The sequence below is a fragment of the Microbacterium sp. genome (genome assembly GCF_046295495.1).
In the GTDB taxonomy this organism is placed as follows: domain Bacteria; phylum Actinomycetota; class Actinomycetes; order Actinomycetales; family Microbacteriaceae; genus Microbacterium.
Genome location: NZ_JBKBNC010000002.1, coordinates 38,699 through 53,409, shown reverse-complemented (window position 1 = coordinate 53,409; position 14,711 = coordinate 38,699). Strand labels below are relative to the sequence as shown.

General features: G+C 70.4%; 14 protein-coding genes. 2 read left to right on the top strand and 12 right to left on the bottom strand.

Translation table 11 applies throughout. The features are described 5' to 3' along the window. The first annotated feature begins 23 nt into the window (after positions 1-23). Positions 24-566: a TetR/AcrR family transcriptional regulator gene (locus tag ACK4LS_RS01255; protein WP_409712294.1), complete on the top strand. Its 543-nt coding sequence runs from the start codon at positions 24-26 to the stop codon at positions 564-566. Between the two features lie 221 nt (positions 567-787). Here ACK4LS_RS01255 and serA read toward each other — a convergent pair whose 3' ends face one another. From serA to otsA, 9 genes are all read right to left on the bottom strand, one after another. Then, on the bottom strand, positions 788-2,392 hold the full coding sequence (gene serA / locus ACK4LS_RS01250; RefSeq protein ID WP_409712292.1) for a phosphoglycerate dehydrogenase: 1,605 nt from the start codon (positions 2,390-2,392) through the stop codon (positions 788-790). 337 nt (positions 2,393-2,729) lie between these two features. Next, positions 2,730-3,068, bottom strand: a complete 339-nt coding sequence (locus ACK4LS_RS01245; RefSeq protein WP_409712290.1) for a bacitracin resistance protein — start codon at positions 3,066-3,068, stop codon at positions 2,730-2,732. Continuing rightward, the gene (locus tag ACK4LS_RS01240) at positions 3,065-3,697 is read right to left on the bottom strand and encodes a hypothetical protein (protein ID WP_409712288.1); all 633 of its coding nucleotides are present in this window, start codon (positions 3,695-3,697) and stop codon (positions 3,065-3,067) included. Before ACK4LS_RS01240 ends, ACK4LS_RS01245 begins: the two co-directional genes overlap by 4 nt. A gap of 303 nt (positions 3,698-4,000) precedes the next feature. Continuing rightward, entirely contained in the window at positions 4,001-5,026 is a 1,026-nt protein-coding gene (gene ilvC, locus ACK4LS_RS01235) for a ketol-acid reductoisomerase (protein WP_409712286.1), read from the bottom strand. Positions 5,027-5,137: 111 nt separating this feature from the next. Further along, positions 5,138-5,647: an acetolactate synthase small subunit gene (ilvN, locus tag ACK4LS_RS01230; RefSeq protein ID WP_409712284.1), complete on the bottom strand. Its 510-nt coding sequence runs from the start codon at positions 5,645-5,647 to the stop codon at positions 5,138-5,140. 1 nt (position 5,648) lies between these two features. Next, a complete protein-coding gene (locus ACK4LS_RS01225) occupies positions 5,649-7,457 on the bottom strand; it encodes an acetolactate synthase large subunit (protein WP_409712282.1) in 1,809 nt (602 codons plus the stop codon). A gap of 43 nt (positions 7,458-7,500) precedes the next feature. Continuing rightward, on the bottom strand, positions 7,501-9,219 hold the full coding sequence (gene ilvD / locus ACK4LS_RS01220; protein WP_409712280.1) for a dihydroxy-acid dehydratase: 1,719 nt from the start codon (positions 9,217-9,219) through the stop codon (positions 7,501-7,503). A gap of 49 nt (positions 9,220-9,268) precedes the next feature. Continuing rightward, entirely contained in the window at positions 9,269-10,048 is a 780-nt protein-coding gene (gene otsB / locus ACK4LS_RS01215; protein ID WP_409712278.1) for a trehalose-phosphatase, read from the bottom strand. Beyond that, positions 10,045-11,532, bottom strand: a complete 1,488-nt coding sequence (gene otsA / locus ACK4LS_RS01210; RefSeq protein ID WP_409712276.1) for an alpha,alpha-trehalose-phosphate synthase (UDP-forming) — start codon at positions 11,530-11,532, stop codon at positions 10,045-10,047. The genes otsB and otsA overlap by 4 nt, the downstream gene beginning before the upstream one ends. 151 nt (positions 11,533-11,683) lie before the next feature. Between otsA and ACK4LS_RS01205 the strand changes: the two genes are divergently transcribed. Further along, positions 11,684-11,938, top strand: coding sequence for a hypothetical protein (locus tag ACK4LS_RS01205; protein ID WP_409712274.1), 255 nt, complete (start codon positions 11,684-11,686; stop codon positions 11,936-11,938). Positions 11,939-12,014: 76 nt separating this feature from the next. Here ACK4LS_RS01205 and ACK4LS_RS01200 read toward each other — a convergent pair whose 3' ends face one another. The 3 genes from ACK4LS_RS01200 to ACK4LS_RS01190 are packed head-to-tail and all read right to left on the bottom strand — an operon-like array spanning position 12,015 to position 14,622. After that, complete coding sequence (locus ACK4LS_RS01200) at positions 12,015-13,202, bottom strand: acetyl-CoA C-acetyltransferase (protein ID WP_409712272.1); 1,188 nt, start codon at positions 13,200-13,202, stop codon at positions 12,015-12,017. After that, positions 13,199-13,852 (bottom strand): CoA transferase subunit B, encoded by a 654-nt coding sequence (locus ACK4LS_RS01195; RefSeq protein WP_409712270.1) that lies wholly within the window; start codon positions 13,850-13,852, stop codon positions 13,199-13,201. Before ACK4LS_RS01195 ends, ACK4LS_RS01200 begins: the two co-directional genes overlap by 4 nt. After that, positions 13,852-14,622, bottom strand: coding sequence for a CoA transferase subunit A (locus ACK4LS_RS01190; RefSeq protein WP_409712268.1), 771 nt, complete (start codon positions 14,620-14,622; stop codon positions 13,852-13,854). Before ACK4LS_RS01190 ends, ACK4LS_RS01195 begins: the two co-directional genes overlap by 1 nt. Between the last annotated feature and the right edge of the window lie 89 nt (positions 14,623-14,711).

The following is a 14,711-nucleotide window of genomic DNA, read 5'->3' as shown; positions in this document are numbered from 1 at the left end:
CCCGCCACTAGCATCGAGGAGCCATGAGCCGTCCCCCTCTCGCCCGCGAAGCCGTTCTCGACGCGTTCACGCGCATCCTCGTCGATGAGGGCGAGCGCGCCGCGACCATGGACGCGACCGCGCGCGGCGCGGGCGTGTCGAAGGGCGGGCTGCTCTACCACTTCAACTCGAAGAGCGCCCTCGAGGCCGCCCTGGTGGATCGGTTGGAACGCCTCGCCCAGGAGGACGTCGCCGAGATCGAGAGCGCCGACGAGGGCGTCGTGGCGGCGCACCTGCGCTCCTCGCAGAACACCGGCTCACCCCTCGACATCACGATCCTCGCGGTCTCGCGGCTCGCGCAGAACGGCAACGACGCCGCTTCGGCATCCCTCCGCCGCGTCCGTGAGCTGTGGGAAGACAGCCTGCGCGCGCACACGCGCGACGAGACCGCCCTGCAAATGGTGCTGCTCGTGAGCGACGGGCTCTACTTCAACGCCGTGCTCGACCTGAACGCGCTGCCCGGCCCGGCCCTCGAGGGTGCCGACCTCGACGCGCTCATCGACGCCGTCGTCGCCGCCACGACCTGACCGGCGCCCGTCGCGTCTCCACTGTCTGCGCCCGACGCGTGCCCGGCGTCCCCGCCGTGCGCATATCCTCAGCGATTCGCACAAACTCCGCTGGATGCTCACCGATGTCGCTGACATCGTGCACATCACGGAGGATGTGATCCGCGGCGCGGGACGAATCGCCGCACGAAGCAGGGAGGGGGCCGCAGCAGCGACCCCCTCCCCCGTCACGCGTCCGGGCCTCAGCCCTCGACGATGTCGATCTGACGGAAAAGGTCGGCCCCGACCGCCTCGCGCATCGCGTCGAGGATGTCGTCGGGAACCGGCGAGTCGACCGTGAGGACGGAGAGCGCGCGACCCGTGGCATCCGGGGCGGCCACCTGCAGGCCGGCGATGTTGATGCCCGCTTCGCCGAGCTTCTGGCCGTAGATCGCGACGATGCCCGGACGGTCGGCGTAGCGCATGACGAGGTGGTGCTGCTCGATGGGCACCTCGATGTCGTAGCCGTTGATCGAGACGACCTTGGGCACCATGCGGGTGCCCGCGAGGGTGCCCGCCACGGTGAGGGTCGAGCCGTCGGCGAGGGTGCCGCGCAGGATGGTGATGTTGCGGTACAGCGGGCTCTCGGCCTCGACGACCAGTCGGGCTTCGACGCCGCGCTGCTCGGCGAACAGCGGCGCGTTGACGTACGACACCGTCTCGCTGACGATGCGGCTGAAGATGCCCTTGAGCGCGGCGAGTCGGTAGACGCTCACGTCGTACTGGGCGAGCTCTCCCCGCACCTCGATGTCGAGGCTGGTCAGCGCGCCGTCGGCGAGACCGCTGAAGAACTGCCCGAGCATCTCGACGAGGGCGATGCCGGGGCGCACGAACGGGTCGATGGCGCCGCCGGCGACGTTGACGGCGTCGGGGACCAGGTCGCCCTCGAGGGCGAGCTTGACCGAGCGGGCGACCGAGACGCCGGCCTTCTCCTGCGCCTCTTCGGTGCTCGCACCGAGGTGGGGCGTGACGACCACGTTCGGAAGGTCGAGGAGCTTGCGGGCGGGGCCGTCTTCGGCGGGGGGCTCGGTGGAGAACACGTCGAGGCCGGCGCCGGCGATCTCACCGGTCGTCAGCGCTTCGAAGAGCGCGGTCTCGTCGATGAGTCCGCCGCGCGCGACGTTGATGACGTAGGCGCTCTTCTTCATGCGACGCAGCTGCTCGGTGCCGATCATGCCGGTGGTCTCAGGGGTCTTGGGCATGTGGATCGTGACGAAGTCGCTCTGCGCGAGAAGCTCGTCGAGCGAGACGAGCTGCACGCCGAGCTGCTGAGCGCGGGCGGCGGTGACGTAGGGGTCGTAGGCGATGACGCGCATGTCGAACGCCTGCAACCGGGCCGCGATGAGCGCGCCGATGCGACCCAAGCCGATGATGCCGATGGTCTTCTCGAAGAGCTCGGTACCGGTGAACGAGCTGCGCTTCCACAGGCCCTGCGCCAGCGACGCGTGCGCGGCCGGGATGCGGCGGGCGAGGCTGAGCACGTGTCCCACGGTGAGCTCGGCGGCCGAGATGATGTTCGAGGTGGGGGCGTTGACCACCATGACGCCCGCGGCGGTGGCCGCTTTGATGTCGACGTTGTCGAGCCCGACACCGGCGCGCGCGACGACCTTCAGCGACGGCGCCGCGGCGAGGGCCTCGGCGTCGATCTGGGTGGCCGAGCGCACGAGCACCGCGTGCGCTTCGGCGAGAGCCGAGAGCAGCGCGGGGCGGTCGGTCCCATCGACGTTGCGCACGTCGAAATCGGGGCCGAGCGCGTCGATCGTGGCGGGAGAGAGTTCTTCGGCGATGAGCACGACGGGCTTCGTCACGGATGCGTCCTTCGAAACGGTGCTGGGGACCGGCGCGCACCGCCGCACACCGCCGGCGCGAACCGGGCGCGCGGCCCGTGCGGGCCGTCTGTCAGCCTAGCGCGGAGCCGTGCGGCGCCCTGACCGTGTGACGCCGCACGACGGCGCTCGGGCGTACCCGCGAGTTGCCCGAGCAACGAGGAGCCGGGCAGGCACCAGGCCGACACCCACGCAGCACGAGACCGCACCGCGCTGAAGAACCCGCGTCAGCCTGACACACAGACGTCAGCGAGAAGCAGTCTCACGAGCCAAGAACCCCGCGCGATCACAGTGATCCCGGATGCCGGGACCCCCGCGTTCAGCCGCCGTAGAGGCCGTACGAGGTCGTGCCGTACCCGACGATCGCGAGCCAGAACGCGGCCGACAGCGTCAGGCCCGCGAGCAGCACGATCGCGAATTCACCGGCCTTTCGTCGGGCACCGATGGCGAAGGCCACCCCGAACGCGATCAGCGGGAACACGATCGGGAGGATGTAGACGAACCACCCGAGACCGTTCAGCCCGAGCGGACCGTTGACCTGCGTGACGAGGAGCGCGACCGCGCTCCAGACGACGTAGGCGTAGAACAGCCCGAACAGTCCCGCGATGACCACGATGAGCCAGGTGGGCAGGGCGCGAGTGCGTACGACCTCGCTCATGCGAACACTCCCAACGACAGGAACGGCCAGGGTACGAGCAGCACGATGCCCACGATCAGAAGGAGGAAGCGCTGCCAGGTGCGCCAGCTGCGGGTCAGCACCAGCACTGTGACGAACCACACGAGCGGCGCGAGCGCGGCGCCGACGGTCATCGAGAGCACCGTCACATCGGGGATCGGGAGTCCGAGGCCTCGGAGCCGCAGACCGGCGGCGAACCACCCGACCGCGAACAGCAGGAATGTCGCAGCGACCATGCCGATGCCGACCAGACCGACGTTGCCGAGGGGCGCCGCATGAGCGGCATCCGCCTCGTCGGAGGCTTCCCCGTCTCCGGCCGCGGGGGCGGGATGCCGCTCGGCCGGGGTCGCCGAGGACTCGGGCTGCGTCGGCTCGGGCTGCGGCTCCGGCTGCAGCGGCTCCGGCTGCAGCGGCTCGGGCATGGCCGCAGGCTGCAGCGGTTCGGGCGCGGCATCCGCGCGCTCGAACTCCGGCTCTGCCGTTCCGGGATCGGACCCCCGCTCGTGCCCGGCGGTGCTCCCCCGCCCGGTCGCGCCGTTGTCGCCGACGTCGAGAGTCGGATCGTCGTCACCGCCCCACGAGAGGGCGTCGTCATCGCGCGGAGTACTCACGGCTCAACGCTAGCGCCGACCACCGACACCACGACCACGCCCCGCCGACCCGCGGCGGCCCCGGTGCCCATACCCCGCCGCGCCCGTCCACGCCCCGCACACCGACACCCCGCCGCACACACGCCACGAGCGCACGGCCCGCCGCGCACTCCCCGCCGCGCACGCCCGGCTCGCCGACACCACGCCACACACGCCCCACCCTCGACGCGGGCCCACCCACCCCGCGGCATCCGCGATCCGCCGCGTCGAAGAAACGACGAACGCCCCGCGGCCGGAGCCGCGGGGCGTTCGTGGCGAGAAGACTCAGCGCGCGGCTGAACCCTCGACGTAGTCGCTGTCCTGCTGCTTCCAGGCGAACAGGCCGCGCAGCTCCTTGCCGGTGGCCTCGATCGGGTGGCCCTGCTCCTTCTCGCGGAGCTCGAGGAACTCGGGGGCGCCGTTGTCCTGGTCGGCGATGAAGCGCTCGGCGAACGCGCCCGACTGGATGTCGGAGAGCACGGCCTTCATGCTGTCCTTGACGTCGGACGAGATGACGCGGGGGCCCGAGACGTAGTCGCCGTACTCGGCGGTGTCGGAGATCGACCAGCGCTGCTTGGCGATGCCGCCCTCCCACATGAGGTCGACGATGAGCTTGAGCTCGTGCAGCACCTCGAAGTAGGCGATCTGCGGCTGGTAGCCGGCCTCGACGAGGGTCTCGAAGCCCGCCTGCACGAGGTGGCTCATGCCACCGCACAGCACGGCCTGCTCGCCGAACAGATCGGTCTCGGTCTCTTCGGTGAAGGTCGTCTTGATGACGCCGGCGCGGGTGCCGCCGATGGCCTTCGCGTACGACAGAGCGGTGTCCCAGGCGGAGCCCGAGGCGTCGCTCTCGACGGCGATGATGTCGGGGATGCCGCGGCCGGCGACGTACTCGCGACGCACCGTGTGGCCAGGGGCCTTGGGGGCGACGAGGATGACGTCGACACCCTCGGGAGCGTCGATGTAACCGAAGCGGATGTTGAAGCCGTGAGCGAAGGCGAGGGTCTTGCCCGCGGTCAGCTTGTCTTTGATCGAGTCGGCGAAGATCGATCGCTGGTGCTGGTCGGGCGCGAGGATCATGATGAGGTCGGCCCACTCGGCCGCGTCCGCCACGTTCTTGACCTCGAAGCCGTCTTCCTGCGCCTTGGCGGCCGACTTGGAGCCGTCCTTCAGCGCGATGACGACCTCGACGCCCGAGTCGCGCAGGTTCTGCGCGTGGGCGTGACCCTGTGAGCCGTAGCCGACGATGGCCACCTTCTTGCCCTGGATGATCGAGAGGTCGGCGTCGTCGTCGTAGAAGATCTCTGCCATGGGATGTTCTCCTTGCGTCAGGTCCCTGAGCTTGTCGAAGGGACCGGGGGTTGGTGGACGAGTGAAGTGGGAGGTGTCGGACCCGTCGACGGGCTCGGGGACCGACCGGGTTCAGCCGCGCAGGACGCGCTCGGTGATGCTCTTGCCGCCACGGCCGACGGCGAGCAGGCCCGACTGCGCGAGTTCTTTCACGCCGAACGGCTCGATCGCCTTGAGGAAGGCGGTGACCTTGCCCGAGTCGCCCGTGATCTCGATCACCATGGCGTCGGGGGCGTAGTCGACCACCGACGCGCGGAAGAGGTTGACGACCTCGAGCACGTTGGACCGGCTGGCGTTGTCGGCGCGCACCTTGACGAGCACGTGCTCGCGCTGCACGGAGCTGGCGGCGTCGAGCTCGACGATCTTTATGACGTTGATGAGCTTGTTCAGCTGCTTCGTCACCTGCTCGAGCGGCAGGCCCTCGACGTCGACGACGACCGTGATGCGCGACAGACCGGGCACCTCGGTCACACCCACGGCGAGCGACTCGATGTTGAAGCCGCGGCGGGCGAAGAGCCCGGCGACGCGGGTCAGCAGACCCGGCTTGTCCTCGACGAGGAGACTCAGAACGTGACGAGACATCTCAGTCCTCCTGCTCGGCGAAGGCGGGCGAGTGATCGCGCGCGTACTGGACGTAGCTGTTGCTGACGCCCTGCGGCACCATCGGCCACACCATCGCGTCCGCGCTCACGACGAAATCGATCACGACCGGGCGGTCGTTGGTGTCGAGCGCGAGCTGGATGGCCGCGTCGATCTCGTCTTCCTTCTCGACGCGGATGGCCAGGCACCCGTACGCCTCGGCGAGCTTGACGAAGTCGGGGATGCGACGCGTGCCGTGACCGGTGTTCAGGTCGGTGTTGGAGTGGCGACCGTCGAAGAAGAGCGTCTGCCACTGGCGCACCATGCCGAGCGAGGAGTTGTTGATGATCGCGACTTTGATCGGGATGTCGTTGATGACGCAGGTCGCGAGCTCCTGGTTGGTCATCTGGAAGCAGCCGTCGCCGTCGATCGCCCACACGGCCCGCTCGGGCTGGGCGACCTTGGCGCCCATGGCCGCGGGGACCGCGTAGCCCATGGTGCCGGCGCCGCCGGAGTTGAGCCACGCGTTGGGACGCTCGTACTTGATGAACTGCGCGGCCCACATCTGGTGCTGGCCGACGCCGGAGGCGAAGACGCCTTCGGGGCCGGTCATCTCGCCGATGCGCTGGATCACGTGCTGCGGCGAGAGGAGGCCGTCGGTCGTGGGCGTGTAGCCCAGCGGGAACTCCTCCCGCAGACCGTTCAGGTACGCCCACCACTCGGAGTAGTCGTGCGGGTTCTCGGCATCGGCGGCGCGGAAGGCGGCATCCAGATCGACGAGGACCTCGCGCAGGTCTCCCACGATCGGCACGTCGGCCGTGCGGATCTTCGAGATCTCGGCGGGATCGATGTCGACGTGCACCACCTGGGCGTCGGGTGCGAAGAGCGCCGCCTTGCCCGTGACGCGGTCGTCGAAGCGCGCCCCGAGCGAGACGATGAGGTCGCTCTCCTGCAGCGCGAGCACCGCGGGCACCGTGCCGTGCATGCCGGGCATGCCGAGGTGCTGCTCGTGCGAGTCGGGGAAGGCCCCGCGCGCCATGAGCGTGGTGACCACGGGCGCCCCCGTCGCCTCGGCGAGCACCTTGAGCTCGGCGGAGGCGTTGGAGCGGATGGCACCGCCGCCCACGTAGAGCACGGGCTTCTTCGAGGTGGCGAGGAGCTGCGCCGCGGCCTGGATCTGCTTGCCGTGCGCCTTGGTGACGGGGCGGTAGCCGGGCAGGTCGATCTTGGGCGGCCACACGAAGGGCGCCTCGTTCTGCTGGGCGTCCTTCGTGATGTCCACGAGCACCGGGCCGGGGCGGCCCGTCGAGGCGATCTCGAACGCCGCGGCGATCGCTCCGGGGATCTCCTCGGCCGACTTCACCAGGAACGAGTGCTTGGTGATCGGCATGGTGATGCCGACGATGTCGGCTTCCTGGAAGGCGTCGGTGCCCATGAGGGTCGAGAACACCTGGCCGGTGATGCAGACCAGGGGCACCGAGTCCATGTAGGCGTCGGCGATCGCCGTGACCAGGTTGGTCGCGCCGGGGCCGGAGGTGGCGATGGCGACGCCGACCCGGCCGGAGGCGGCGGCGTAGCCCTCGGCCGCGTGGCCGGCGCCCTGCTCGTGGCGCACGAGGATGTGGCGCACGTGCTCGTCGTCCATGAGCGGGTCGTAGACGGGCATGATCGCCCCGCCCGGCAGACCGAACACGTCGGTGACGCCGAGCAGGTCGAGCGAGCGGACGACAGCCTGCGCGCCGGTCAGCACGGGCGCCGGAGCGGTTCGAGCCGGGGGCCGGGGCACGGCCGCGGTGGGGGAATCGATGGACATGGGAGTACCTCGAGAACCAGAGAAGGTGAGAAGGGGACGGCCGTCAGCCCGTGACCGCGCCCTCCGCGGCGGAGTGCACGAGCTTGGAGTATTTGGCCAGAACGCCACGGGTATAGCGCGGGGGAAGCGGTTCCCAGCCCTCACGGCGGGAACTCAGCTCGGCGTCATCGACGATCAAGTCGAGAGTGCGAGCGGCGATATCGACCCGTATCAGATCACCATCGCGCACGAAGGCGATCGGACCTGCGTCGACCGCTTCGGGAGCTATGTGGCCGATGCAGAGGCCGGTTGTGCCGCCTGAGAATCGACCGTCCGTCAAGAGTAGTACATCTTTTCCGAGGCCCGCGCCCTTGATGGCGGCGGTGATGGCGAGCATCTCGCGCATGCCCGGTCCCCCCTTGGGACCCTCGTAGCGGATGACGACGACGTCTCCGGCCGCGATCTCGCCCGCCTCGAGGGCGTCCATCGCGGCGCGCTCGCGCTCGAAGACGCGCGCGGGGCCCTCGAAGACGTTGCCGTCGAAGCCCGCGGACTTCACCACGGCGCCCTCGGGCGCCATCGACCCGTGGAGGATCGTGATGCCGCCGGTGGCATGGATCGGGTTGTCGAAGGTGTGGATGACGGTGCCGTCGATCGGGTCGGGGTTCAGGTCGGCGAGGTTCTCGGCGAGCGTCTTGCCCGTGACGGTGAGCGCGTCGCCGTGCAGCAGGCCCTCGTCGAGCATGGCCTTCAAGATGACCGGGATGCCGCCGTGACGGTCGACGTCGTTCATGACGTACTGCCCGAACGGCTTCATGTCGGCGACGTGAGGGGTGCGGTCCCCGATGCGGTTGAAGTCGTGCAGGTTCAGCTCGACCTCGGCCTCGTTGGCGATCGCCAACAGGTGCAGCACGACGTTGGTCGAGCCGCCGAGGGCCATGGCGAGGGCGATGGCGTTCTCGAAGGCCTCCTTGGTGAGGATGTCGCGGGTGGTGATGCCCTGGCGCAGCAGGTTGACGACGGCCTCGCCCGAGCGGTGGGCGAAGTAGTCGCGGCGACGGTCGGCCGACGGCGGGGCGGCCGAGCCGGGGAGGCTGAGCCCCAGGGCCTCGGCGACCGAGGCCATCGTGTTGGCGGTGTACATGCCGCCACAGGCGCCCTCACCGGGGGCGATCGCGCACTCGATGCGCTTGAGGTCGGCCTCGCTCATCTTGCCGGCGAGGCACGCCCCGACCGCCTCGAACGAGTCGATGATCGTGACGTCCTTCTCGGTGCCGTCGGAGAGCTTGACCCAGCCCGGCGCGATCGACCCGGCGTAGAGGAAGACGCTCGAGAGGTCGAGACGGGCGGATGCCATGAGCATGCCGGGGATCGACTTGTCGCAGCCCGCGAGCAGCACGGAGCCGTCGAGGCGCTCGGCCATCATGACGGTCTCGACGCTGTCGGCGATGACCTCGCGCGAGACGAGCGAGAAGTGCATCCCCTCGTGGCCCATCGAGATGCCGTCGGAGACGGAGATGGTGCCGAACTGCAGCGGGTAACCGCCTCCGGCGTGCACGCCCTCCTTCGCGCCCTGCGCGAGGCGGTCGAGGCTGAGGTTGCAGGGGGTGATCTCGTTCCAGCTCGACGCGATGCCGATCTGGGGCTTGTCCCAGTCCTCGTCGCCCATGCCGACCGCGCGGAGCATTCCGCGCGAGGTCGTGGCTTCGATGCCGTCGGTGACGACGCGACTGCGGGGCTTGATGTCGAACTCGCCGGTGTTCGGATTCTGCGGTGCGGGCATTCCCGAAGTCTATTGCGCGCGCGGAGCCCTCGACGCGAACGGCGCCGGTCTAGGAGATGTGCGCCCGGCGGAGACGCGCCACGGCGTCGAGCACCGCCACGAAGGCGTCGATGTCGTCCACGCGCAACGTGGCGGCGGTCTCTCCCCCGCCCACGTGCACGCCGAGGTCGGCGTCGCCGAGCGAGCGCAGGGCGTCTTCGTCGGTGACGTCGTCGCCGGCGAACAGAACCGCCGTGGCCCCGAGGCGTTCGCGCAGCCGCGCGATGGCGGAGTCCTTGCCCTCGTGGCGGAAGGAGAACTCGAGGATGTCGTGACCGGTGCGTCGACGCCAGGCGGGCGCCTCGGCGGCGACGAGACGGTCGGCGAGCGCGCGCGCGGCGGCCGCCGTCTCGGCATCCGCGGTGCGCGTGTGCACGCCGAGGCCGTACTCCTTCGGCTCGATCCACACGCCGCTCATGTCGGCCGTGCCCTCCAGCACCTTCTGCTGCAGGCGGTCGCGCAGCGCGAGGTCGGCGGAGTCGTCGGCCGAGGCCTCGAAACCGCTGCCCGGCACCCAGTACTGCGCGCCGTGTGATCCGGCCAGCCACAGGGGCGAGTCGTCGCCGTGCTCCGAGATCTCGCGCAGATGCCCGAGCGAGCGGCCGGACACCAGCGCCACCACGGTGCGCGGCAGCGCGGCGAGCTCGTCGACGACGGCCCGGGCCCCCGGCGTCATCCGCGCCGACATCGGCTCATCGACCAGGGGCGACAGGGTGCCGTCGAAATCGAGGGCGATCAGGAGCGTGTCTGTCGTGGCGACGGCCTCGATCGTCGCGTCGGCGGCGGTCATCCGGCATCCGTCTCGTCGATGGGCTCGTGCTCGGGCGCAGAGCCGTCGTCGCCGCGGGTGACCTCGGCGGCGGCGGCCGCGCTGGAGGCCTTCTCGTGGAACACCGAGAGGGCGTCGAGGAAGTCCTGCGACCAATCCTCGACGTCGTGGTCGCGGACGCGTTTGCGCAGGGCGCGCATGCGTCGCCCCTGCTCGGCGGCGGGCATGTCGATCGCGCGCATGACGGCATCCTTCAGTCCGTCGATGTCGTGCGGGTTGATGAGCAGGGCGCTGCCCATCTCGTCGGCCGCGCCGGCGAACTCGCTGAGCACGAGCACGCCGCGGTTGTCGACGCGGCTGGCCACGTACTCCTTCGCGACGAGGTTCATGCCGTCGCGCAGGGCCGTGACGAGCATAACGTCGGCCGCCAGGAACAGCGCGACCATCTCCTCGCGCGGGTACGACTGGTGCAGGTAGCGGATCGCGGTGTGGGTGGTGGTGTCGTAGTCGCCGTTGATGCGGCCGACGGTCATCTCGATCTCGTCGCGCAACTGCATGTACGCCTCGACGCGTTCGCGGCTGGGGCTCGCGACCTGCACCAGCGTCGCGTCGTCGACGCTCGCGCGCCCGTCTTCGAGCAGCTCGCCCCACGCCTTGAGGCGGTGGCGGATGCCCTTGGTGTAGTCGAGGCGGTCGACGCCGAGCAGGATCTTGCGGGGGTTGCCGAGCCCCTCGCGGATCTCTTTCGCGCGCTGCTGGATGTCGGGGCGCTGCGCCAGCTCGATGTAGGAGTCGGCGTCGATCGAGATGGGGAACGCCTTCGCCAGGGCCACGCGGGTGGTCTCGCCCTCGGGCACCAGGATGCCGCTGGCCTTGGTCTCGTAGCGCAGCTGGCGGCGGACGGCCCGGGCGAAGTTGCCGGCGTCGGCGACGCGCTGGAAACCGATGACGTCGGCGCCGAGGAGTCCCTCGAGCACCTGCTTGCGCCACGGCAACTGCGCGTAGAGGCCGTACGCGGGGAAGGGGATGTGGTGGAAGTAGCCGATCGTGAGGTCGGGGCGCAGCTCGCGCAGCAGCTTCGGTACGAGCTGCAGCTGATAGTCCTGCACCCAGACGATGCCGCCCTGCGCGGCCACGTCGGCGGCGGCCTGCGCGAAGCGCCGGTTGACCTTGACGTAGGCGTCCCACCACGCGCGCTTGTACGTGGGCGCGGCGATGACGTCGTGGTACAGCGGCCAGATGGTGTCGTTGGAGAAGCCCTCGTAGTACAGCTGCACGTCGGAGGCCGAGAGGGTGACCGGAACGAGGTGGGTCCCTTCGAACTCGAAGGGCTCGAGGGTGGTGTCGGGTTGCCCCGCCCAGCCCACCCAGGCGCCCTCGGCGCGGCGCATCACCGGCTCCAGGGCGGTGACGAGACCACCCGGCGAGCGGCGCCAGCCCTCACCGTCGGGGGTGCGATCGACGGGCAGTCGGTTGGCGACGACGACGAAATCGGCCTGGGTCACAGGTCCTCCTCGGGGATCGGTCTCAGGCTAACAGCGCGGGTCGATCGCGCACGGGGGTGGACGCCGGGCGGTATACGCGCTGTCGCGAGAGCGCGGCACGCCCCTGTCAAGGCGCACGCGGGCACCGGCCGCCCCTGGATAGGTTGGGTGCATGCGGCAGTACATCTTCGGAACCGGTCTTCTCAGCGCCATCACCGGCGGCGTCACGCTCCTGCGCGGGCTCAAGAACGACGAGCCGTTCACGTGGCGCACCGCGCTGGCGTGGCTGAGCTGGGGCATCACCCTTGCGCTGGCGGTCGGCGCGGTGGTCGACACCCGTCGCGCGCGTCGCGGTCGCGTGATCGCAGGCGACTCCCCCGTGTCGAAGAAGCAGCAGAAGCTGCTGAAGAAGCGCCTCGCGCGCTGACCTCTCCCCGCCTCGCGCGGGAACGCACACGTCGAACGGATGCCGCGGCCTCGAGGTCGCGGCATCCGTTTCGTCGTCAACGGGTGAGGATCAGCGCCTCGCCCTGCCCGCCGCCGCCGCAGAGGGCCACGGCCGCCGTGCCCCCGCCGCGGCGCACGAGCTCGTGGACGGCGTGCACGACGAGTCTGTTGCCCGACGCGCCGATCGGGTGACCGATCGCGATGCCGCCGCCGTGCGGGTTGACCACGTCGTCGGCGAGGCCCAGTTCCGCCTGCGACCGCGCAACCACGGCGCCGAAGGCCTCGTTGATCTCGACGAGGTCGAGGTCGGCGGCCGGGATCCCCTGCTTCTCGAGCGCCTTCGCGATGGCCCGCGCGGGCTGCGCGTGGAGCGAGTTGTCGGGTCCGGCGACCTGACCCGCCGCGCCCACGACGGCCAGCACGTCCCAGCCTCGGGCCTCGGCGGTCGCGCGGGTCGTGACGACGACCGCCGAGGCGCCGTCGGAGATCTGCGAGGCGTTGCCCGCGGTGATCGACCCGCCCTCGGCGAACGCGGGGCGGAGCGTGGCGAGGGTGTCGACCGTGGTGTCGGCGCGGATGCCCTCGTCGGCGCGCACGGTGACCGGTTCGCCCTTGCGCTGCGGGATCTCGACCGGCACGATCTCCGCGTCGAACACCCCGGCGGCCTGGGCCGCGGCGGCGCGCTGGTGGGAGCGTGCGGCCACGGCATCCTGGGCCTGCCTCGTGACGTCGTACCGGGCGTTCGCGCGCTCGGTGGAGGCGCCCATGCTCTCGCGATCGTAGGCATCGGTGAGGCCGTCGAACGCCAGGTGGTCGAGCACCTCGACCGAGCCGTAGGCATAGCCCTCGCGCGAGTTCATCAGCAGGTGCGGAGCGCGGGTCATCGACTCCATTCCCGCGGCCACGACGACAGTGGCGTCGCCGAGACGCAGCATGCGGGCGGCGTCGATGATCGCGGTCAGGCCCGACAGGCACACCTTGTTCACCGTCGCGGCGTGGACGTCCCACCCGATCCCCGCCGCGATCGCGGCCTGTCGCGCGGCGTTCTGCCCGACCCCGGCCTGAAGCACCTGCCCCACCAGCACGGCGTCGACCGCACCGGGGGCGATGCCCCCGCGCTCGAGCGCTCCGCGAATGGCGGCCGCTCCCAGCTGCACGGCGGTGAGGGCCGCGAGCTGCCCCTTCAAGCGGCCCTGCGGCGTGCGGGCGGCGGCGACGATGACGATGTCGTTCTCGGTGCTCATGCGTGCTGCTCCTCGGTGAGTGCCACGGTCAGCGGGGGCTCGGTGGCCGCCCGCACCTCGTCGACGGTAACCCCCGGCGCGAGCTCGCGGAGCACGAGACCCTCGCCGGTCACGTCGATCACGGCGAGGTCGGTGATGATGCGGTCGACCACGCCCCGACCGGTCAGCGGCAGCGAGCACGCCTCGACGATCTTGGCCGAGCCGTCCTTCGCGACATGCTCCATCAGCACGATCACGCGGGCGGCACCGTGCACGAGATCCATCGCCCCGCCGGGGCCCTTGACCATCTTCCCCGGGATCATCCAGTTGGCCAGGTCTCCGGATGCCGACACCTGCATCGCCCCGAGGATCGCCGCGTCGATCTTCCCCCCGCGGATCATGCCGAAACTCAGCGCCGAATCGAAGAAGGCGGCGCCGGGCAGCGTCGTGACCGTCTCTTTGCCGGCGTTGATGAGGTCGGCATCCACCGCGTCCTCGGTCGGGTAGGGGCCGACGCCGAGGATGCCGTTCTCGGACTGGAGCACGACCGTGACACCCTCGGGGATGTAGTTGGGTACCAGCGTGGGCAGGCCGATGCCGAGGTTGACGGACGAGCCGTCGGCGAGCTCGCGGGCGGCGCGGGCCGCCATCTCGATGCGGGACAGGGGCATCAGCGGATCTCCTCACGGACGGTGCGCTTCTCGATGCGCTTCTCGACCTCGCCCACCTCGACGATGCGGTGCACGTACACGCCCGGGAGGTGCACGGCATCCGGGTCGATCTCGCCGGGTTCGAGGAGGTGCTCCACCTGCACGACGCAGGTGCGACCCGCCATCGCGGCGAGCGGGTTGAAGCTGCGGGCGGCCTTGCGGAAGACGAGGTTGCCGTGGCGATCGCCCTTCCACGCGTGCACGAGCGAGAAGTCGGTGGTGATCGCCTCCTCGAGCACGAACTCGCGCGGCTCGCCGTCGACCTCGAACGAGCGCACGTCTTTCGCCGGGGAGGCCACGGCGACCCCGCCCGTTCCGTCGTACCGCTGGGGCAGGCCCCCCTCGGCGACCTGCGTGCCCACCCCCGTCCGCGTGAAGAACGCCGCGATCCCCGAACCTCCCGCGCGGAGCTTCTCGGCCAGAGTGCCCTGGGGGGTGAGCTCGAGCTCCAGTTCACCGGAGAGGAACCGCCGCTCGAACTCCTTGTTCTCACCCACGTACGACGAGGTCATCTTGCGGATGCGACCGGCGCCCAGCAGGATGCCGAGCCCCCAGTCGTCGACGCCGCAGTTGTTGGAGACGACCGAGAGGTCGCGCGTGCCCTGCGCGAGCAGGGCCTCGATGAGGGCGATGGGATTGCCGGACAGGCCGAAGCCGCCGACGGCGAGCGAGGCTCCGTCGGGGATGTCGCCGACCGCCTCGGCGGGCGACGACCAGGTCTTGTCGATCACGCGGACTCCTTCGTGGCTGCGTCTCCCCACGGTGCGCCGGTGCGCCGCGCGTCGGCGACCCGGCGCTTGTCATGTGGATGCCGCGGGGC